Origin of the sequence: Nocardia alni (genome assembly GCF_019038435.1) — a bacterium.
Taxonomy (GTDB): Bacteria; Actinomycetota; Actinomycetes; order Mycobacteriales; family Mycobacteriaceae; genus Nocardia; species Nocardia alni.
The window spans coordinates 1-19,555 of sequence record NZ_JAGPOX010000171.1; the positions used below are offsets into that span (position 1 = coordinate 1).

Annotated in this window: 17 protein-coding genes; 9 read left to right on the forward strand and 8 right to left on the reverse strand. The window is 67.6% G+C overall.

The window, feature by feature from the left end; all coding sequences use genetic code 11:
• Together JZ791_RS38670 and JZ791_RS38675 are read left to right on the forward strand one after the other, a co-directional pair.
• A partial coding sequence (locus JZ791_RS38670; RefSeq protein ID WP_498049415.1) for a DUF4097 family beta strand repeat-containing protein occupies window positions 1-634 on the forward strand: 634 nt, incomplete at its 5' end.
• Window positions 627-842 carry a hypothetical protein gene (locus JZ791_RS38675; protein ID WP_216902059.1) on the forward strand — a complete coding sequence of 72 codons (216 nt, stop codon included), beginning with the start codon at window positions 627-629 and terminating at the stop codon, window positions 840-842. The genes JZ791_RS38670 and JZ791_RS38675, both read left to right, overlap by 8 nt.
• Before the next feature lie 26 nt (window positions 843-868).
• Here JZ791_RS38675 and guaA read toward each other — a convergent pair whose 3' ends face one another.
• Entirely contained in the window at window positions 869-2,443 is a 1,575-nt protein-coding gene (gene guaA / locus JZ791_RS38680) for a glutamine-hydrolyzing GMP synthase (RefSeq protein WP_216902061.1), read from the reverse strand.
• Between the two features lie 196 nt (window positions 2,444-2,639).
• Here guaA and JZ791_RS38685 point away from each other — a divergent pair, with 196 nt between their 5' ends.
• Window positions 2,640-5,375: an alkaline phosphatase family protein gene (locus JZ791_RS38685; RefSeq protein ID WP_216902063.1), complete on the forward strand. Its 2,736-nt coding sequence runs from the start codon at window positions 2,640-2,642 to the stop codon at window positions 5,373-5,375.
• Between the two features lie 159 nt (window positions 5,376-5,534).
• Window positions 5,535-6,332 carry an alpha/beta fold hydrolase gene (locus JZ791_RS38690; protein WP_216902065.1) on the forward strand — a complete coding sequence of 266 codons (798 nt, stop codon included), beginning with the start codon at window positions 5,535-5,537 and terminating at the stop codon, window positions 6,330-6,332.
• Between the two features lie 67 nt (window positions 6,333-6,399).
• Here JZ791_RS38690 and JZ791_RS38695 read toward each other — a convergent pair whose 3' ends face one another.
• Window positions 6,400-7,533 (reverse strand): GuaB3 family IMP dehydrogenase-related protein, encoded by a 1,134-nt coding sequence (locus JZ791_RS38695; RefSeq protein WP_216902067.1) that lies wholly within the window; start codon window positions 7,531-7,533, stop codon window positions 6,400-6,402.
• 175 nt (window positions 7,534-7,708) lie between these two features.
• Window positions 7,709-9,262, reverse strand: coding sequence for an IMP dehydrogenase (gene guaB / locus JZ791_RS38700; protein ID WP_254207100.1), 1,554 nt, complete (start codon window positions 9,260-9,262; stop codon window positions 7,709-7,711).
• A gap of 403 nt (window positions 9,263-9,665) precedes the next feature.
• On the opposite strand from guaB, the gene JZ791_RS38705 reads away from it, so the two are divergent.
• Window positions 9,666-10,079 carry a DUF5319 domain-containing protein gene (locus JZ791_RS38705; RefSeq protein WP_216902070.1) on the forward strand — a complete coding sequence of 138 codons (414 nt, stop codon included), beginning with the start codon at window positions 9,666-9,668 and terminating at the stop codon, window positions 10,077-10,079.
• A 299-nt stretch (window positions 10,080-10,378) separates the two neighbouring features.
• On the opposite strand, the gene JZ791_RS38710 is transcribed toward JZ791_RS38705, so the two are convergent.
• The 3 genes from JZ791_RS38710 to JZ791_RS38720 all read right to left on the reverse strand — a co-directional run bounded on the left by JZ791_RS38710 (window position 10,379) and on the right by JZ791_RS38720 (window position 13,133).
• Window positions 10,379-11,482: an anti-sigma-D factor RsdA gene (locus JZ791_RS38710; RefSeq protein WP_216902072.1), complete on the reverse strand. Its 1,104-nt coding sequence runs from the start codon at window positions 11,480-11,482 to the stop codon at window positions 10,379-10,381.
• Window positions 11,475-12,053 carry a sigma-70 family RNA polymerase sigma factor gene (locus JZ791_RS38715; RefSeq protein ID WP_216902074.1) on the reverse strand — a complete coding sequence of 193 codons (579 nt, stop codon included), beginning with the start codon at window positions 12,051-12,053 and terminating at the stop codon, window positions 11,475-11,477. The genes JZ791_RS38710 and JZ791_RS38715 overlap by 8 nt, the downstream gene beginning before the upstream one ends.
• Before the next feature lie 147 nt (window positions 12,054-12,200).
• Window positions 12,201-13,133, reverse strand: a complete 933-nt coding sequence (locus JZ791_RS38720; RefSeq protein ID WP_308163373.1) for a hypothetical protein — start codon at window positions 13,131-13,133, stop codon at window positions 12,201-12,203.
• Between the two features lie 730 nt (window positions 13,134-13,863).
• Between JZ791_RS38720 and JZ791_RS38725 the strand changes: the two genes are divergently transcribed.
• The 3 genes from JZ791_RS38725 (at window position 13,864) to JZ791_RS38735 (ending at window position 15,532) form a co-directional block, all read left to right on the forward strand.
• Window positions 13,864-14,157: a WhiB family transcriptional regulator gene (locus JZ791_RS38725; protein ID WP_215916435.1), complete on the forward strand. Its 294-nt coding sequence runs from the start codon at window positions 13,864-13,866 to the stop codon at window positions 14,155-14,157.
• 471 nt (window positions 14,158-14,628) lie between these two features.
• Window positions 14,629-15,192, forward strand: a complete 564-nt coding sequence (locus JZ791_RS38730) for a sigma-70 family RNA polymerase sigma factor (RefSeq protein ID WP_438804608.1) — start codon at window positions 14,629-14,631, stop codon at window positions 15,190-15,192.
• Between the two features lies 1 nt (window position 15,193).
• Window positions 15,194-15,532, forward strand: coding sequence for a hypothetical protein (locus tag JZ791_RS38735; protein WP_254207101.1), 339 nt, complete (start codon window positions 15,194-15,196; stop codon window positions 15,530-15,532).
• Window positions 15,533-15,691: 159 nt separating this feature from the next.
• On the opposite strand, the gene groL is transcribed toward JZ791_RS38735, so the two are convergent.
• Window positions 15,692-17,299, reverse strand: a complete 1,608-nt coding sequence (gene groL, locus JZ791_RS38740; protein ID WP_216902076.1) for a chaperonin GroEL — start codon at window positions 17,297-17,299, stop codon at window positions 15,692-15,694.
• Between the two features lie 105 nt (window positions 17,300-17,404).
• Window positions 17,405-17,704 (reverse strand): co-chaperone GroES, encoded by a 300-nt coding sequence (groES, locus tag JZ791_RS38745; protein WP_067683434.1) that lies wholly within the window; start codon window positions 17,702-17,704, stop codon window positions 17,405-17,407.
• A gap of 698 nt (window positions 17,705-18,402) precedes the next feature.
• On the opposite strand from groES, the gene JZ791_RS38750 reads away from it, so the two are divergent.
• Window positions 18,403-19,555 (forward strand): DUF7159 family protein (locus JZ791_RS38750; RefSeq protein ID WP_216902078.1); only part of this gene is annotated, 1,153 nt, incomplete at its 3' end.

Below are 19,555 nucleotides of genomic sequence, written 5' to 3' on the forward strand. Positions count from 1 at the left end.
GACCTGGGACCTCCCCGATCCCAACATGCCCCGCGTCCCGATGGCGCCGCCGCTCCCCGTGCGCCGCCCCCGCTCCCGTCTCACCCCGATAGTGATCGGCCTGGCCATCCTCGCCGCCGCCGCGGCGGCCATCCTCGCCGCCGCGGGCGTGGGCTGGATGACACCGGGACGGATCGGCGCGGTGGCCCTGGCGGTGGTCGGGCTCGGCCTGATCATCGGTGCGTTCGGGCGCCGCGGCTACGGACTGATGGTCGTGCTGGCCCCACTGGCCGGATTCGTCATCCTGGCCTCACTGCTGAACGGAGCGGGCGGATTCGACCGTGCCGCGATGGGAAACCACACCTGGACTCCGACCACGATGACCGAACTCGACTCCGCCTATCGGGTGGAGATGGGCAGCGGAACGCTGGATCTGCGGTCGCTGGACCTGACCGGGAATCGCACGGTGCACGTCCGCGTCCGAGCGGGCGATGTGCGTGTGCTGGTGCCGAATTCGATGCGCCTGGAAGCGAAATGCGAGGCCGCCATGGGCGACGTCCGCTGCCCGCAGGGCATGAGCGGACCGGCCACCGGTCCGGTGCTCACCCTCGATGTCGATGTCCACGCCGGAAATGCGGAGGTGACCCATGGCTGATCACGACGACACCGAACCCCGTCGGGGACCGTCCTTTTCACTGCTCATCGCCGGAGCGCTGGCCGTGCTGGTGAGCGCGTGGGCCTTCATCGGCCCGGCGGCGTGGCCCGGGCACAGCCCGTTCCCGATCGGCTGGATCGTGGTGGCGGTCGCCATCGTGGTCGGCATCGCGATGACGGTCTCACCGCGCCGGAGAAGAAAGCGCTGATAGCGCCCCCGGCAAGGGCCGTACTGCTATTCCCACTCGATGGTGCCCGGCGGCTTACTCGTCACGTCGAGCACGACCCGGTTGATCTCGGCCACCTCGTTGGTGATTCGCGTGGAGATCCGCTCGAGCACGTCGAACGGCAGGCGCGTCCAGTCCGCGGTCATCGCGTCCTCGCTGGACACCGGGCGCAGCACGATCGGATGGCCGTAGGTGCGGCCATCGCCCTGCACGCCGACACTGCGCACATCGGCCAGCAGCACCACCGGGCACTGCCAGATCTGCTTGTCCAGCCCGGCCGCGGTGAGTTCCTCGCGGGCGATGGCGTCGGCCTGGCGCAGCGTCTCGAGCCGGTCGTGGGTGACCTCACCGACGATGCGAATGGCCAGACCTGGACCCGGGAAGGGTTGACGCGCGACGATCTCCTCGGGCAGACCGAGTTCGCGGCCGACCGCGCGGACCTCGTCCTTGAACAGCAGCCGCAGCGGTTCGACCAGGGAGAATTCCAGGTCGTCCGGCAGACCGCCGACATTGTGGTGGCTCTTGATATTCGCGGTGCCCGCGCCGCCGCCGGACTCCACGACGTCCGGATACAGCGTGCCCTGCACCAGGAATTCCACCGCGGGAACCGAATCCTGTATGCCCCCGGCCTCTTTGACGACCTGCCCCACCGCGTCCTCGAACGACCGGATGAACTCGCGCCCGATGATCTTGCGCTTCTCCTCCGGATCCGTGACCCCCTTCAGCTCACCGAGGAATTTGTCCACCGCGTCGACGGTCACCAGCTTGGCCCCGGTCGCGGCGACGAAGTCGCGCTGCACCTGCTCGCGTTCCCCCGCCCGCAGCAGCCCGTGATCGACGAACACACAGGTCAACCTGTCACCGATGGCCCGCTGCACCAGCGCCGCGGCCACCGCGGAGTCCACGCCTCCGGACAGCCCGCAGATCGCGTGCCCGGAACCGACCTGCGCGCGCACCTGCTCCACCAGCGCCTCGGCGATATTGGCGGGCGTCCACGACCCCGGAATCCCGGCGATATCGTGCAGGAACCGGCTCAGCACCTGCTGCCCGTGCGGGGAGTGCAGCACCTCGGGGTGATACTGCACCCCGGCCAGCCGCCGCGCCCGGTCCTCGAACGCCGCGACCGGCGCGCCCGTGCTGGTGGCGGTGACTTCGAACCCGGCCGGGGCGTCGGTGACCGCGTCGCCGTGGCTCATCCACACCGGCTGCCGGGTGGGCAGTCCGCCGTGCAGGACACCGCCGTCCGTGCTCAGCTCGGTGCGCCCGTATTCGCGGGTCCCGGTGTGCGCGACGGTGCCGCCCAGGGCCTGCGCCATGGCCTGAAAGCCGTAGCAGATGCCGAATACCGGCACATCCAGCTCGAACAGCCGCGCGTCCAACTGCGGCGCGCCCTCGGCGTACACGCTGGACGGTCCGCCGGACAGAATCACCGCGAGCGGGCGACGCTCGGCGATCTCCTCGACGGTCGTGGTGTGCGGAACCACCTCGGAGTACACACTCGCCTCGCGCACCCGCCGCGCGATCAGCTGCGCGTACTGCGCACCGAAATCGACAACGAGGACCGGTCGCTGGGTTTCTGCCACGCCGCACAGTCTACGAAGCGCGCGAAGGCGGCCGTCACCGGCCCGTACACGGCATTATCCGGCCGGCGAGCCGAATCCGAACCCTATCGACCACGACACACGCACCCGGTATATCCGACAAACCTTTTCGACCAACAACTAATCTGCACATCGCGGATTCGAAGGGGGCATTCGATCGAGCAGGGAACGAGGCGCAGTGGACCGGCGCAATTTCATCAAGGGCGCGGTAGGAACGGCGGGTCTGGCCGGAGCGTTGTCATTGCTGCCGCCCAGCCTTCGTGAGGCGTGGGCCACGCCCGCGCCGGAGGGCGGCTGGGAGAAAATCGAACATGTGGTGATCTTCATGCAGGAGAATCGCTCCTTCGATCACTATTACGGCACCCTGCCCAATGTCCGCGGCTTCGGCGATCTGAACACCCTGCAATTGTCCAGCGGGCGTTCGGTATTCCATCAGCCGGGCAACGGCGGCGTCATTCTGCCCTTCGCCACCGGACTGCAGAATATCGCCGGCGCCCCGCACGACGCGGGCACCGGGCACGAGGCCGTCGCCCAGGGCCGATACGACGGCTGGGTCGGCGCCAAGAGCGATCAGACGATGGTGCACTACGACGAGGCATCGGTCGCCTTCTATCACCAGCTCGCGCAGGCCTTCACGATCTGCGACAACTACCACTGCTCGGTGAACGGCCCGACCGATCCGAATCGGGCATACCTGTTCTCGGGCATGTGTGACAACCCGATGATGCTGGAGAACGTCGTCTCGCTGGTGCAGGAACTGTTCACCGAGCCGATCATCCTGACCGCACTGCAGACCATTTCGCTGGACAGCATCCTCGAGGTCGCCGGACTCGTCCTGCGAGGGCTCCCCGGCCTCATTCCGACCAGGGCCGCCGAGGTGCCCGAGGACGTCGTCCAAGCCATTACCGGGATAGTCTCCGGGCACTGGGCCTTTATTTACGCCTGGCCCATTCTGCAGGGCCCGGGTGGTACGGCGGCACTGAAACAGGCCGCCGCCGGACTGTCCTGGACCGCCTATGCCGAACGCCTGCAGCAGCACGGCGTCGACTGGAAGGTCTATCAGGAGTGGGACAACTACGGCGACAACAGCCTCGATTACTTCACTCGATTCCGGGATCTCGGCCGGCAGGCGCTGAAGTACACCGACTGCGGCACCGGCGTCCCCTTCGTGGATTTTCCCGGCTATTACAACGCCCTCACCCGTGCCCCGAAGAAGAAGGCGGACCTGGACCGGGCGCTGCGCCAGGGTTTGGACGAACTCTCCCCGGCCGACCGGCAACTCGTCCAACGCGGCCTGCTGCGCGCCGATAAAGGCCATCTCGTCCGGAGCATCCGGGACGATATCGCCGCGGGCACACTCCCCAAGGTGTCCTGGGTCGTCGCGCCGACGCCGCTGTGCGAACACCCGTCCGCGGGCCCACGCAACGGACAGGCCCTCACCCACGACATCCTCGCCGCCTTGAGCAGGAATCCGAAGATCTGGAACAAGACCGTCTTCATCCTGAATTACGACGAGAACGACGGCTATTTCGATCACATCCCCGGCCCGGTTCCCCCGCCGGACGAGCCGGGCGAATGGGTCAACGGATACAACATCGGCCTCGGCAGCAGGGTTCCGATGCTCGTCGTGTCCCCCTGGACCAAACGGGCGGTCTGCTCGGAACTGTTCGACCACACCTCGGTGCTGAGATTCCTGGAACGGGTCACCAAGGTCGCCGAGCCCAACATCTCCACCTGGCGGCGCACGATGTGCGGTGATCTGTCCGCACTGTTCGACTTCACCGCCTCCGGCACGCCGACGATTCCCGCCACCGAGCACCGCAGGACCGGCGACCCCGGAACAAAAGTGCAACCGGTGCCCGCGAAACAACGGATTCCCGCCCAATCCCCCGGCCGCACAACGCGAATTCCACTGCCGTACCGGCTCGGCGCCCGCGCGCAGCAGCGTCCGGATACCAAGACGATCACCATCACGATGGACAACCGCGGCCACGCGGCCACCCACTATCGCGTACACCCCAACGCGTTCGTGGAGAACTTCACGCCACACCGGTTCGACGTCGGCCCCGGGGCCAGCGCCATCCAGGACTACCAATCCATCGACGGCCGTTACGATTACACCGTTTACGGCGCCGACGGATTCCAACGCCGATTCGCCGGAGACCTCACCCAGCACGGCGGCACGATGGAGATCAACGCCACCACGGACGGCGAAAAACACGTCATCGCCGTGGAATTCGTCAACTCCAGCACCGACAGGGCGGCCTTCACGGTCAAGACCAACGCCTACCGAGCCGACGGCCCGTGGACGATCACGGTACCCGGCGGGAAGTCCGTCACCCGCACGATGACCCTCGACACCGAGGCACGCGGAAACGGCTGGTACGACCTGACCGTCACCCTCGCGAGCGATCCTGGATTCCTGCGGCGGGTGCGCGGATACGCCGAGACCGGGGCGCGCGGCGTCACCGCGAACGATCCCGCGCCGTTCGACCGGATGCTGCTGGACCGCTCGATCTACGAACCCGACCGAGACCTCGTGGTCACCTACGCCGTGGCCGGAAAGATCGGCAAGCACCGGCTGGCCGTGTTCACCGATCCCGGTGAGGGCACAGTCGATCTCGCGACCGCGAAACCGGTCCGCAGCTTCGATCTGCCCGAAGGAAACGGCCGGGCCGAGGTGATCTTCCCGGTCTCCGCGAGCGGCAAACTGCAACCCGGACCGGCGCTGCTGACCAGCAGCTCCAGCGGCTCGGCCGACGGCGTTCCCGCCCTGCCCACGGGCAGTCCCCCCGGCGAGGGCCCGACCTTGCCAAACGGCGGCGGCGGGCTGACCTACGGGGTATACATCCTGCACCACCTCGACGAGCACAGGAAACCGCTGGCACAACCGGTTCGGTTCCGCGTTCTGTAGTTCCAATCCCGGTGCGCCACAACGCACTCCCGGCGAACGCGGCGTTGCGTTCCGGCGAATCCGGGGCAGCCGTGCGCGGCCACGGCAATAACGGGGTACTACGGCGCAAGGTGGACAACCCGCCGATGCTCCCCGCCCGTTGCAGCTATCCTCGTGCTCGTGCCATTCGCCCGCGCGATCGACGCCGAAATCCACTACGACGACAGTGGCGGTCGTGGACCAGTGGTCCTGCTGGGGCACGAATTCTTCATGGACCGAACGATGTTCGCGGCCCAGGTCGACGCGCTGTCACCGGAGTTCCGCGTCGTCACCTGGGACGCGCGCGGCCACGGCAGCACCCGTGATCAGGGTCTGCCGTTCACCTACTGGACCTCGGCGCGCGATGCGCTGACGGTGCTGGACCAACTCCAGATCGGGCGTGCCGTCGTCGGGGGCACCTCGCAGGGCGGGTTCAGCGCGATCCGCACCGCCCTGATCGCGCCGGATCGGGTGGCGGCGCTGATCCTCATCGCCACCGAGGCGCACGGCCCGAGCGCGCACGAACTGGACAATTCCCGCAGGTTCCTGGAGCGGTGGCACGAGCCGCGCCTGCGGCACGCCATGGCGCAGCATCTGGCGCGGTGGCTGATCGGCGAGGACACCGGACATTGCGCGATGTGGGTGCAGCGCTGGCTCACCCGCGATCCGCACGCCACCGAGACCGCCGCGGCCTGCCTGCTCACCCGCGACTCCATCGTGGAGCGGCTGCCCGAGATCGCCTGCCCCGTCCTGGTGATCCACCCGTCCCGGGCCGGTGTGGCCCGCGGCCATGCGGTGGAAATGGCTCGCGCACTGCCGAATTCGCAGTACCTGGAGATACCGGACGCCCGGCACGCGGTGAACATGACGCACCCGGATCAGGTCAACGCCGCCATCCAGGACTTCCTGCGCGGACAACTGTCGATGCCGGCCTCGTGATCCGCGACGACCTCACCCGCCGAACATCGGCGTCCCGGCACGTTGTCGGCCGGGACCCGCACAAAGGTCAGGCGCGGACGCTCAGCCCGACCCGCTGGAACTCCTTGAGCTCGCTGTATCCGGCTTTTGCCATCGAACGACGCAGGCCGCCAACGAGATTCACCGACCCCCAGGGATCGTTGGACGGGCCGTACAGCACCTGCTGCAGGGTCGGGCGCTCGTCCTCGTCGGCGAACTTCAGCAGCGCGCCGCGCGGCACCGACGGATGGGCCGCGGCCGAGGGCCAGTACCAGCCGCGGCCGGGGGCCTCCTGCGCCAGCGCCAGCGGCACGCCGAGCATCGCGGCGTCGGCCCCGCACGCGATGGCCTTGGCCAGCTGCCCGGACGACACGATGTCGCCGTCGGCGATGACGTGCACGTACCGGCCGCCGGTCTCGTCCAGGTAGTCGCGGCGCGCGGCCGCGGCGTCGGCGATCGCGGTCGCCATCGGTACGCCGATGCCCAGCACCTCACCGGTGGTCGTGGCGCCCGGGGTGGAGCCGTAACCGACGATGACACCGGCCGCGCCGGTGCGCATCAGGTGCAGCGCGGTGCGGTGGTCGCTGACGCCACCCGCCACGACCGGGACGTCGAGTTCGGCGATGAAGGTCTTCAGGTTCAGCGGCTGGTCCTCACCGACGTGCTCGGCGGAGATGATGGTGCCGTGCACGACCAGCAGGTCGATCCCGGCCTGCACCAGCGCCGGGGTCAGCGCACGCGCGTTCTGCGGGCTCACCCGGACCGCCACCGTCACGCCCGCGGCGCGCACCTGGGCGACCGCCGCGCCCAGCAGATCCGGCTGCATCGGCGCGGAACTCAGCGCCTGCAACAGCGTGACCGCGGCCTCGGTGCCCTGCTTCTCGGCCACCTCCATCAGCTGGTCGATCCGGGCGGCCACATCCGCGTGCCGGGCCCACAAGCCCTCGCCGTTGATGACGCCGAGACCCCCGAGCCGGCCGAGTTCGATCGCGAACTCCGGCGACACCAGCGCGTCGGTAGGGTGCGTCACCACCGGGACGTCGAACCGGTAGGCGTCGAGCTGCCACGCCAGCGACACCAGCTGGGACGAACGGGTACGCCGCGAGGGAACGATGTCGACATCGTCCAGCTCGTAGGTACGCCGGGCGGTGCGGCCCATGCCGATCTCCACCATGTCGCGCACGTGAGTTCTCCTTCGGTAATTCCTCGCCGCCTTGGGAGGGGACTGTCAGCCTGATGTGCGGCGGGCAATCGTCGTGGGCCCGCCGCAATGCCCCCCGACCGGCGAGCCGGACCGCGATCCGTTGTGGTTACATCCTGCTCCCGCTCGTGCGACGGCAGCAGTGGAACCGGACAGTCTAGCCGCGACCAGTGTAGTTGGGGGCCTCGACGGTCATCGTGATGTCGTGCGGGTGGCTCTCCTTCAGGCCCGCCGCGGTGATCTGCACGAACTGCGCCTCCTGCAGATCCGGGATCGTCTGCGACCCGGTGTAGCCCATGGCCGCGCGCAGGCCACCGACCAGCTGATGGATCACCTGATTGACCGGACCCCGGAACGGCACCCGGCCCTCGATGCCCTCGGGCACCAGCTTGTCCTCGGCCAGCACGTCGTCCTGGAAGTAACGGTCCTTGGAGTAGGACTTGGCCTGGCCTCCCTGACCGGACCGGCCCTGCATGGCGCCGAGGGAACCCATCCCGCGGTAGCTCTTGAACTGCTTGCCGCCCACCAGGATCAGCTCGCCCGGGGATTCGGCCGTACCGGCCAGCAGCGAGCCCAGCATCACGGTGGACGCGCCCGCCGTGATCGCCTTGGCGATATCGCCGGAGAACTGGATGCCACCGTCGGCGATCACCGGGACGCCCGCGGGCTTGCACACAGCCACGGCCTCGAGGATCGCGGTGATCTGCGGCGCGCCGACGCCGGCCACGACGCGGGTGGTGCAGATCGAGCCGGGCCCCACGCCCACCTTCACCGCGTCGGCGCCCGCGGCGACGAGCGCGGCCGCGCCCTCCCGGGTGGCGATATTGCCGCCGACGACCTGGATGCGGTCGCCGACCTCTGTCTTGACCTTGGTGACCATCTCGAGCACCTGCACCTGATGGCCGTGGGCGGTATCGACCACCAGCACGTCGACACCGGCGTCGGCCAGGGTCATCGCGCGCGCCCAGGAGTCTTCGCCGACACCGACGGCCGCGCCGACGAGCAGGCGGCCGTCGCGGTCCTTCGTGGCGTTCGGGTACTGATCGGTCTTGACGAAATCCTTGACGGTGATCAGGCCGCGCAACCGGCCGTCGCCGTCGACGATCGGCAGCTTCTCCACCTTGTGGCGGCGCAGCAGGCCCAGCGCGGCCTCCGCGGTGACGCCCTCCTGCGCGGTGATCAGCGGCGCCTTGGTCATCACGTCGGCGACGCGGCGGTTCTGATCCACCTCGAAACGCATGTCCCGGTTGGTGATGATGCCGACCAGTTCGCCTGTCTCGTCCACGACCGGCAGGCCGGAGATGCGGAACCGCGCGCACATGGCGTCGACCTCGGCGAGCGTATCGCTCGGGCGGCAGGTGACCGGATCGGTGACCATGCCGGCCTCGGACCGCTTCACCGTCTCGACCTGCGAGGCCTGATCGGCCGTCGCCAGGTTGCGGTGCAGCACGCCCATACCGCCGGCGCGGGCCATCGCGATGGCCATGCGGGCCTCGGTGACCGTATCCATCGCCGAACTCACCAGCGGCGTGCGCAGCGTGATGTCGCGGGTCAGCCGGCTCGACGTCCGCACCGAACTGGGGATGAGATCCGACGCCGCGGGTAGCAGCAGCACATCGTCGAATGTGAGGCCGAGCATGGCGATCTTGTTCGGATCGTCACCACCCGTATGCGGGCGGACGGCGCGTTCGCCCATCACGGGACTACTCATCGGAAAGACCCCTCCTGGACTTCGAACGCTCCTGGAGCCCGGGACACGCCCGGGCGCACCAATAACTTGTGTTGGACGGCCGGGCGAAAGTGCCACCCGGCGCTTGGGTGTCCATGGTATCGGTCCGGGCGCGATCGGATGACGCCGCCTCCCTTCGAAGTCACAGCGGCCAGGGAGAGGTGGTTATGTCCGAGTTGCGCGGACCGGACATCCGGGGTTTGCTGAGCTTCGACGCGAAACAGGCCCGGCCGCACCGCCGGGCGGGCCGAACGCGCGCCGCGAGCCGGAGTTGCTGAGAGTTTTCGGAGCCCGGATGCCTGGTACGCCGCGAATCGCGGCGACAACCACGGCAAAATGCCCGCAGCGCTGGCGCGGAGGGGGTGGTTCTGCGTACCGTGGGATTGTGCGTGACCATCTACCACCTGGCCTGCCGCCGGATCCATTCGCCGGAGATCCCTCCGACCCGTCGGCCGCGCTCGACGCCATTGAGCCCGGGGAGCCGCTGGATCCACACGAGCGGCTAGCGGTCGAAGAGGATCTCGCCGACCTCGCGGTCTACGAGGCGCTACTGGCGCACCGCGGTATCCGCGGACTCGTGGTCAGCTGCGAGGACTGTCGGCAAGATCATTACCACGATTGGGATATGTTGCGCGCCAACCTCCTCCAGCTCCTGGTCGACGGTACGGTGCGCCCGCACGAACCCGCTTACGATCCGACTCCGGAGGCCTACGTCACGTGGGACTACTGCCGGGGGTACGCCGATGCCTCGATGAACGAGGCGCTGCACGGCGATGGATTCGACGGGTTCGACGGCTAGTCCGCCTCTCCGCGTATTCAGCGGGCGGCAGAGAGCCGTTGGAGTTGGGCAGCCGTGGCGGCGGTTGGGGTGCGATCCGATTTCGGGCGTACCCGGCAGCTTGCCGTGGCTCGCGAATTCAGTTTGTTGCGTGATGAAAGAGCCTGGTTGCCCAGGCTGGGACGTGGAGTGACGGACCTCACGTCTTTACCTGAGACAATCACCCCGAAATGGGGGACCCGGTAGGGCGACGTACACACGAAAAAACCGGACAACCTGTAGGTTGTCCGGTTTTTTCGTGAGCGACTCGTCCGAGGGGCCTACTTGTTGTTCGGCAGGAACGGCAGGGGGCCGGCGGGTGGAAGGGTGGGCAGGATCGAGGCGACCGCAGGGGGGAGAAGCGGTTTGCCAGGGGTGCCCGGGTTGTGCGGCGACTGTTCTGCCGTGTGGCCCGCGGACGGGGGTGGTGCGGCCGTCGTCGGCGGTTGCCGCTTCGCCGAGGACGGGCCCGGATGAACGGGAATGGTGATACCACCGGGCAACGTGATGGTGCTGGGCACCGTAGGCACAGTGGGCATAGTGGGGATCGGGATGCCGCCGGGCAGGGTTATCGGCGGTACGGCCGAGGGCCTGACCGGATTGGCCGAGGGCGAGACGGTGCCGCTGGCCCGCTGGCCACCGGACCGGGTATCGACCCGCGGCGGGGTGGCCGGCGTGCTGGTCGCGCTCGGCGGCAGCAGCTGATTGGCGATCTGCGGCGCCACCGCGTGCAGACTCGACCACACCTCAACCCAATGACTGCCCAGGGCCTGCTTGCGATTGTCGTCGCTGAGCTGAGAACCCGTGTTCGCCGCGTTCGCCAGCAGCTTCTTGGCCTGCTCCGGATCCTGCTGGACCAGGTTCTGGGCCTGTGCCACCTGATCGTTGGCGGTGTTCGCGATGGTGGTCTGGGCCTGTTCGCTGAACACGACCTCCTTGACCTTCCACAGCGGATCACCCGGTTGCGCGCTGTAGGAGAACGCCGTCATACCGCCCGCGATGAGCGCGAGCATGGCCGCGGCGCCCATGAGGGGACGCACCAGCCGTAGACGGCCACGCCTGTTGGCCGTGACCCTGGTCTGCCGAGCTGCGATTTCCTGGTTGACGGCCGCGACGATCTCGTCCAGATCCGGCCCGGCCGGCATGGGTTCGTCGACGATATCCGCACGCCAACTCGCCAGCAGCGTCGCGAGCTGAAACTCCTGCGCGCTGTCGGTCTCGACGGATCCGGCACCGGCGATCGCATCGATCAACGCGTCGTCACGACGCACCGCGACGATATCCACCGGCCCGGCATCACCGGAATCCTCGGCATAGGGACCGCTTTTCTGCGATCCATGCCGCGCCCTCCAGTCACCCCGACCGCGCCCGCCATCCCTAGCCATACATTTCACCTGCCCTCGCCACTTGTGACTTCAGTTTCGCGAGTGCCCTGTGCTGGGCGACTCGTATCGCTCCCGCCGTACTGCCCACGGCCAGAGCGGTCTCTTCCGCTGACAAACCCATGACCAAACGCAAGACCAAGATCTCTCGATGCTTCTCCGGAAGCGTGGCCAGCAGAGTTTCCATCTGCCGACTCGCCTCGGAGTCGAGAGCTCGTTGCTCCGGCCCCTGGTCGGTGGATATGACATCAGGTACTTCGGCCATCGCGTCCGCCTTGTTACGGGCGGCGTTGCGGTGCGCGTCGGCGACCTTGTGCGAAGCGATTCCGTAAACGAAAGCCATGAACGGCCGACCCTGATCCTGGTATCGGGGTAGGGCGGTCATCACGGCCAGGCATACCTCCTGCGCAACGTCGTCCGCGGAGAGCTGCCCACGCTCCGCGGAACCGATCCGCGCGCGGCAATAGCGCACCACGAGCGGACGGACGATCTTCAGTACCTGAGCTAAAGCCGAACGATCGCCCTGCGCTGCTGCAACAACGGCGGCGTCCAACTCCTCGCCCGTGTGCGTCATCGTCAGAGATATTCCTGGCGTTACAAGTGGCACGGTCGAATATCGACCGGTGCTTCCGCCGGTCGGCGGAACGGGTCCAACAATAGCTGTTCCCCACGACGTGATCGGCACCGTGGGGGGAAATCGGAACTCGCCCAGAACCCCGGTCTACGCACGAAAATAGCCGCCGAGCAGCGCCAATTCCTGGGCGCAGGCAGTCGACTCCGCGGCTGCGGACAGTGCCTCGGCGCCCGTTTCCACCCCGCTGCGCAGCATCGCGGTGGCCCACCGCAGTGGTAGCAACCCGTATTCCCGGCACTGCCGGGCCGCGAGGGCCGCGAGTTCGGCCGAGCGACCCGGATCACCGGCCGCGGCCGTCGCGGCCGCCAGCAGTAAATGGGACTTGACACGGTGTCGGACCGACGGCGCCCGCTCCGCGATCTCCACGGCCGTCGCCGCATGCGTCGCAGCGGACGCTGCGATCAGTCCCCGCCCGGGGGCGGAGAGCGCGGTCTCGGCACAGACCCAGTGCCAGCGCAGCCGCGGCCGCCAATCGACGGCGGCCTCCGAATGAGCATCCAAATATTTGTGGCAACGTTCCAGCAGACGGGCGGCCACAGCCGGCCGAGCGGTGCCCAGCGCATCGGCGGCCAATCCGGTCAACGCGTCGCAAATGGCCTCCGCGGGCATGCCGAGACCACCGAGGGCAACCGGATCGGCGCCGGACGCATGCCCCGCGTGGTCCACACCACGGGCCGCGATCGGCGCGGCCCCCACTGCCAGCGCCAGCGCACGACCGTCCAGTGCCGCAGCGCGCGCATGCCAGCCGAGCTGGCGCAACAGCGACGCCTCGGTGCTGACGGCCAGGGAGCGAAGCACCGGATCGGCGGTCAGCCGGTGTGTGCGGCGCAGCTCCGCGCGCGCGGCGGCGTACCGGCCCTGACCACCGAGAACAACTGCGCGAAGCCATGATTCGGCGGCATTCTCGGCCCTCGGCAACTCGTCAGCGGCGATGCCGGGGCGAGCGCCGAAGGCGGCGTCGGCCAATATCGCGCGCCGCGCAACGGACGAGAGACCGACTGGCGAACTGGACTCGTGCACCGCCGAACCCTATCCGTAGCGGTCCCGTTCCGCCTCGGGCGCGACCCCACCGCGCGGGCACGCTTCACCCGGCCGCACGCCCCGACGAGATCGATCCGCAACCGAACAGCGGGCAACCATCGGGCGTGCGGAAAGCCTCGCGGGTGTTTCCATCTCGTAAAACTGTTGCGGGCTATCGGCTAGCACGTGCATCAAAAATTCGTATGCTTATCCGGTAATTAACCTGAACGCCGCTACGTGGCCATCCACTTTGCCTCGCGATCTGGCCGTGATACAACCAAACCATGACATCCGTCACAAACCACACCGTCTGGTCCGCGCGCCGATGACCTCGAATTCGATCACGAAAATGGCGTTTACCTGCATCTTTGTTAACGCTCACAGTGAGGCCGCCTATGGCCCCCGACCTGGCCAACCGATCAGTATCGCTATCAGCAGCGGGAAAGTAAACAGTTTCCGGGTTAAATCTGCGATCCCACCGATTCGAAATCGCTGATGTGGAAACTATTGACTCGATTTCATTGTCCGTCCTAACGTACGACATCGCCGTCGTCGGCGCCGCGCGAAAATGGCGGCGGCCACGAACTGCGATCGCCGGGACACCGGCGATACGGTCCGAGAGCCCGATCTCGGCGGGGTCGAATTCGGCCACGCCCGGGTCACCGGACGAGACCGTTGCCACAAGCACCGCTCGACAACGCCGACGAGCTCGCACCATCGAGGAGTTCATATGCCCATGCCCACCCACCTCCCCGGTCCGAACGCCGATGTCTGGGATTGGCAGATGCGCGGTTCCTGCCGCGGCGTGGACTCCTCCGTGTTCTTCCATCCCGACGGCGAGCGGGGCCGCGCCCGCACCCAGCGGGAGATGCGCGCCAAGGAGATCTGCCGCAGCTGCCCCGTGCTCATGCAGTGCCGCAGCCACGCCCTCAAGGTCAGCGAGCCGTACGGCATCTGGGGCGGGCTGTCCGAGACCGAGCGCGAGATGCACGCGCGTCGCAACCGTCGCCGCATGGCCGTCTGACACAGATAAATTCCTCCCATCCGCGAGCCCGGGCGCGCCGAATGCCTAGCAAACACCCGGCCAATGAGCAAACGGCCAGTGAACAGCAACAACGGGCGAGCGGGCAGATCTGGCTACCGCTGGATCGCCTGCTGCGAGATGGTCGGCAGGTGCGCTGATGAACGTTCCGGCAGGGAATGCCGCCACACAATGGATACGGCGTTTTGCTTCAGTACTCGGCGTGTTGACGGCGTGTCCCTTGGAAAAACCCTTGGCGTGTCGGGAAATGCGTCGAAAAATGTCCGAAAATTGCTGAGCCACAGACGATTTGCCGATACCCCACCGGAAAGGAGGTCTCTACGGCAGGCTACGGTGGTGGCCGATGAGACAGAATGGAGCGTTGTGACAACGCGGCCGTCGGCTGCAGAGGGCGACTCGTTCCACAAAGCTTTTCGGGACGGGCGGGTGCAAACCCCTAGCGCGAACTCTGCGGTGACGGCACGTGCGACCGAGAGTATCGAGCTGGCAGCATTGCTCGAACGATGCGGCCGGTCCGATCAGCAGGCATTTGCCGAGCTGTACGACCGGACCTGCGCGCGAGTGTTCGGTTTGGTGCTGCGCGTCCTACACGACCCCGGTTACGCCGAGGAGACCACCCAGGAGGTCTACCTTCAGATCTGGCGTACGGCAGCCAATTTCGACGCGACCAAGGGGTCTGCGGTGACCTGGCTCATGACGCTGGCGCACCGGCGCGCGGTGGACCGGGTACGTGCCGAGCAGGCGCACGCCCTGCGCGAGGTCGCCTATGGCGCAAGCACTCTCGGTCACGAATTCGACGAGGTGACCGAGGAGGTCGGACGGCGGCTCGAGCAGCAGGCCGTGCGGGCGAGCTTGGCCACGCTGACCGATACCCAGCGCGAGGCCATCTCGCTCGCCTACTTCGGCGGGCGCACATATGCAGAGGTAGCGGCGTATCTTGGCGTAGGGTTACCGACCGTTAAGTCCCGTATTCGGGACGGTCTGACTAGACTGAAGAAGAATTTGGGAGTGACGTGAGATGAACGAAGGCCAGATCGATCTCGCGCACACGGTAGCGCTCGGATCGATCGGCGACGAGGACCAGCGCGCGGTGCGGGAGATCCGAAACGATCCGACGCTGCGCGCGGACTTCGACATGGAAGTGCAGCTGACCGAAGAAGCTCTTACCCTGTTCGCCTCGGCGTCGGCGACCCCACCGCCCGCCTCTCTCCGTGAGCGCCTGCTGTCGCAGGTCGCGGCAGAGGAATCCACGACGGAATCCACGACTCCTACGCTCCACCCCCGCGGCCTCGTCCATCCGAGCACTCCCCGGCCCACATCGGATCGCTCCGCGGCCGACTATCGCCGCAAGGCATAACACCGCCGGAAGTATTGCCGGAATACCGATTTCCCCGAAACAGCCCGAGGGCCGTTCGCATCACATTCGATGCGAACGGCCCTCGATGTTTCTGCCCCGGCCGAATGTCACGGTCGCTCGGCCGGGCCGACCGACCGTGACATTCGTCGGGTGGCCGACTCAGTGGCTGTGGCCGTGGTGGTGGTCCGGCTCTTGCTCGGCGGGCTTCTCGACCACGGCGCTCTCGGTGGTCAGAACCATGCGGGCCACGGAAACCGCGTTCAGCACCGCGGAACGGGTGACCTTGACCGGGTCCACGACGCCGTCGGTGACCAGATCGCCGTAGGTCAGGGTGGCGGCGTTGAAGCCGTCCTTGCCGTCGGCGACCTTGCTGACCACGACCGCACCGTCGATGCCGGCGTTGCTGGCGATCCAGTACAGCGGCGCCTCGAGGGCCTTGCGGACCACGTCGACGCCGACGGCCTGATCACCGGACAGCAAGTCGCGCAGCTCGACCAGCTTGGCGCCGGCCTGCACCAGGGCGGTGCCGCCACCGGGCACGATGCCCTCCTCGACCGCGGCCTTGGCCGCGCTCACCGCGTCCTCGACGCGGTACTTGCGCTCCTTGAGCGCGGTCTCGGTGGCCGCGCCGACCCTGATCACCGCGACGCCGCCGGACAGCTTGGCCAGGCGCTCCTCGAGCTTCTCCCGATCCCAGTCCGAATCGGTCGCCTCGATCTCCGCGCGCAGCTGGGCCACGCGGGCGTCGATCGCCTCCTGGGTGCCCGCACCGTCGACGATCGTGGTCTCGTCCTTGGTGACGAGCACGCGCCGCGCCGAGCCGAGCACGTCCAGGCCCGCCTCGCGCAGGGTGATGCCCAGGTCCGGGTTGATCACGGTGGCGCCGGTGACGATGGCCAGGTCGTCCAGGAACGCCTTGCGGCGGTCGCCGAAGAACGGGGCCTTGACCGCGGCCACCTTGAGCGTCTTGCGGATCGCGTTGACCACCAGGGTGGACAGCGCCTCGCCCTCGATGTCCTCGGCGATGATCAGCACGGCCTTACCGGACTCGGCGATCTTCTCCAGCAGCGGCAGCAGGTCGGGCAGCGAGGAGATCTTCTCGCGGTGCAGCAGCACCAGGGCGTCCTCGAGGACGGCCTCCTGCTTGTCCAGGTCGGTGACGAAGTAGGCCGACAGGTAGCCCTTGTCGAACTGCACGCCCTCGGTGATCACGAGCTCGGTGCTGACCGTGGATGCCTCCTCCACGGTGACGACGCCGTCCTTGCCGACGGTGGTCAGCGCCTTGCCGACCATCTCGCCGATCTCCTCGTCGCGCGAGGACACGGTGGCGACCTGCGCGATGGCCTTCTCGCCGGAGACCGGCCGGGCCGCGGCCAGCAGCGCCTCGGAGACCGCGTCGGCCGCCTTGCTCATCCCCGCGCCCAGGGCGATCGGGTTGGCGCCGGCGGCGATGTTCTTCAGGCCGCCCTTGATCAGCGCCTGCGCCAGCACGGTGGCGGTGGTGGTGCCGTCGCCCGCGATGTCGTTGGTCTTGGTGGCGACGCTCTTGACCAGCTGCGCGCCGAGGTTCTCGAAGGGGTCCTCGAGGTCGATGTCACGCGCGATGGTGACACCGTCGTTGGTGACGGTCGGGCCGCCGAAGGCCTTGGCCAGCACCACGTGCCGGCCGCGCGGGCCCAGCGTCACCTTGACGGCGTCGGCGAGCTTGTCGACGCCGCGTTCCATTGCCCGACGAGCCTTCTCGTCGAACTCGATCTGCTTTGGCATATGTGTTCGAAGTCCTTTTTCTTTGGTCCCGCTCCGCAGGAGCCGTAACGAACAACTGCCCCGGCGCCCAGGGAGGGCGCCGGGGCAGCGTTCACCACAGCTGGGTCACTTGTTGACGACAGCCAGAACGTCGCGCGCCGACAGGATCAGGTACTCCTCGCCGTTGTACTTGATCTCGGTGCCGCCGTACTTGCTGTAGATCACGGTGTCGCCCTCCTTGACGTCCACCGGGATGCGGTCACCCGTATCGGTCACGCGACCGGGACCAACGGCGATGACGGTGCCCTCCTGGGGCTTCTCCTTCGCCGTGTCGGGGATGACCAGGCCGGAGGCGGTCGTCGTCTCGGCCTCTCCGGCCTGGACGAGGATCTTGTCCTCGAGCGGCTTGATGTTCACGCTCGCCACGTTGAGCCCTCCACTTTCACGGAATTTCTCTCGCCCGGGGCTGTTCCCCGAACGCAGGGTTACGGTCTTGTGCCACCTCTGCGCATAGACCCGTCGTCGCGGGTTCCGGGCCTGGAGCGCAGAAGTCGTGCTGGCACCTGAGCAACATCCATCAGTGCCACCTAGCACTCTATACATGCGAGTGCCAGCGCTCAAGAAGGAGGTGGTGCAAACTTCCGACACCCCGGACCGGACGGTTCATCCGCGACACGTTGCGCGACACGCCGAGAACTTCTGTACGGAAACCCACCCTGACCAGTGGCCCCAAGAGTAACTCCTGTCACATTCTCGACACGGTGACAATTGATCTGGAAAAGATGTAACACTCGTATAACGGAATGTGACAGTATGGACGACGGCTCCGTGATGTTGCCGCGCCCCGAACGTCCGTACCGCCCGACGGACCGATCGGCACCGGTTCGTCACGCGATCCATCGAGCGTTACGACAACTGCTTCACCCCGCGCGAGCCTGTGGCGCACCTGGAACGAGAGCAAGGCTGCAAGTGATCGTCGGCCGTTCCCTCACCCCGAACGGACGAGGGCCCGGCCGGATGAGCTGCACCGGGTTTTTCGGACGACCGCCCACCACGCGGGAGCCCGCGCTGTCCGTATCCGATGGTCGGCCACACGATGACCATCCGCTCGAAGGGAGGTGAACATGCGAACATCCCTCGGCATCTCCGCCGGGAACGAAGTGGTCTGCTCGGCGCTGGTCGCCACCGCACCCAACGGCGCGCAGGAGTTCGACTATCGAGTCGTCACGGCCGACGTCGCGCATTCGGATCTCGGCGATCTGGTGGCGTCCTCGATCGAGCTGATGACCACCCAGATGCCCCGCGATTTCGTTCACCCTCTCGGCACCCACGCCACCGGTCGCATGACGCATCCCGAGCCGGTCGCCACGCCCGGGGCCATCGCCGTGGCGTATCGCGACCGCGAGCAGGCCGTGGCGATCCGTTCGGCCATCGGCCGCCAGCGCCGCGACGTGCAGTTGATCCCCGAGAGCACCGCCGCTCTGACCTACCTGCGCCACACCGGCCTGCTCGACAGGTACGAGACGGTCGCGATCATCGACCTCGGCGCCTGCGGAATGACCGTCACGGTCGCCGACCTCGCCGACGAGACGGTTCTGCACTCCGAGCGCACGGCCGCGATCAGCGGCAATGCCGTCGACGAACTCATCTACCACCACCTGCTGGACTGCCACTTCGCCCGCCGCGGCACCCGGCCCAACCGCACGATGCTCATCAATCGCAGCCGTGCGGCCAAGGAGCACCTGTCCATCGCCGCCGCGGTCACCATCGATCACGTGGCCGGGCAGCCCCTCAAGCTCACCCGCGCCGACTTCCAGGAACTCACCGCCGATCTGCTGCGCGAGGCCGCGGTCTTCGCCATCGGCGTCTTCACGCGGGCGCCCAAATATCCGCTGGCCGTCGCCGTGATCGGCGGCGGCGCCAATATGACCTCCGTCGTGGACGGTCTGGACGAATTGCTCGACGTGCCGGTGTGCACCGTACCCGAGCCCGAGGCCGTCACGGCGAAAGGCGCTGCGCTGGTTGCGGATTCGGCACAGCCTACGGCATTCCCGGTGATCAGCCTCGGCTCCGACGCCGCGCCCGGGGCCTTCACCAAGCTGGTCGGCACCCTGGCCGGCGCGGTCGTGGTGATCGGGCTGGTGGTCGGTTACGGGGTCAAGGAGCTGGTCCCCACCGTCAGCCACGATGTCTCCCCCGCCGGGACCAGCCGGACCGCCCAGTTCACCCCGCCGACCACGTCCGCACCCGCCGCCCCCACGACCACCACGGCCGGGC

Bases quoted from the DNA above. Each gene is read 5' to 3' on its own strand.
- JZ791_RS38675 (WP_216902059.1), top strand. From the start codon at position 627: ATGGCTGATCACGACGACACCGAACCCCGTCGGGGACCGTCCTTTTCA.
- JZ791_RS38725 (WP_215916435.1), top strand. From the start codon at position 13,864: ATGCCCATGCCCACCCACCTCCCCGGTCCGAACGCCGATGTCTGGGAT.
- JZ791_RS38735 (WP_254207101.1), top strand. From the start codon at position 15,194: ATGAACGAAGGCCAGATCGATCTCGCGCACACGGTAGCGCTCGGATCG.
- JZ791_RS38715 (WP_216902074.1), bottom strand. From the start codon at position 12,053: ATGACGCACACGGGCGAGGAGTTGGACGCCGCCGTTGTTGCAGCAGCG.
- JZ791_RS38710 (WP_216902072.1), bottom strand. From the start codon at position 11,482: ATGGCTAGGGATGGCGGGCGCGGTCGGGGTGACTGGAGGGCGCGGCAT.
- groL (WP_216902076.1), bottom strand. From the start codon at position 17,299: ATGCCAAAGCAGATCGAGTTCGACGAGAAGGCTCGTCGGGCAATGGAA.
- guaB (WP_254207100.1), bottom strand. From the start codon at position 9,262: ATGAGTAGTCCCGTGATGGGCGAACGCGCCGTCCGCCCGCATACGGGT.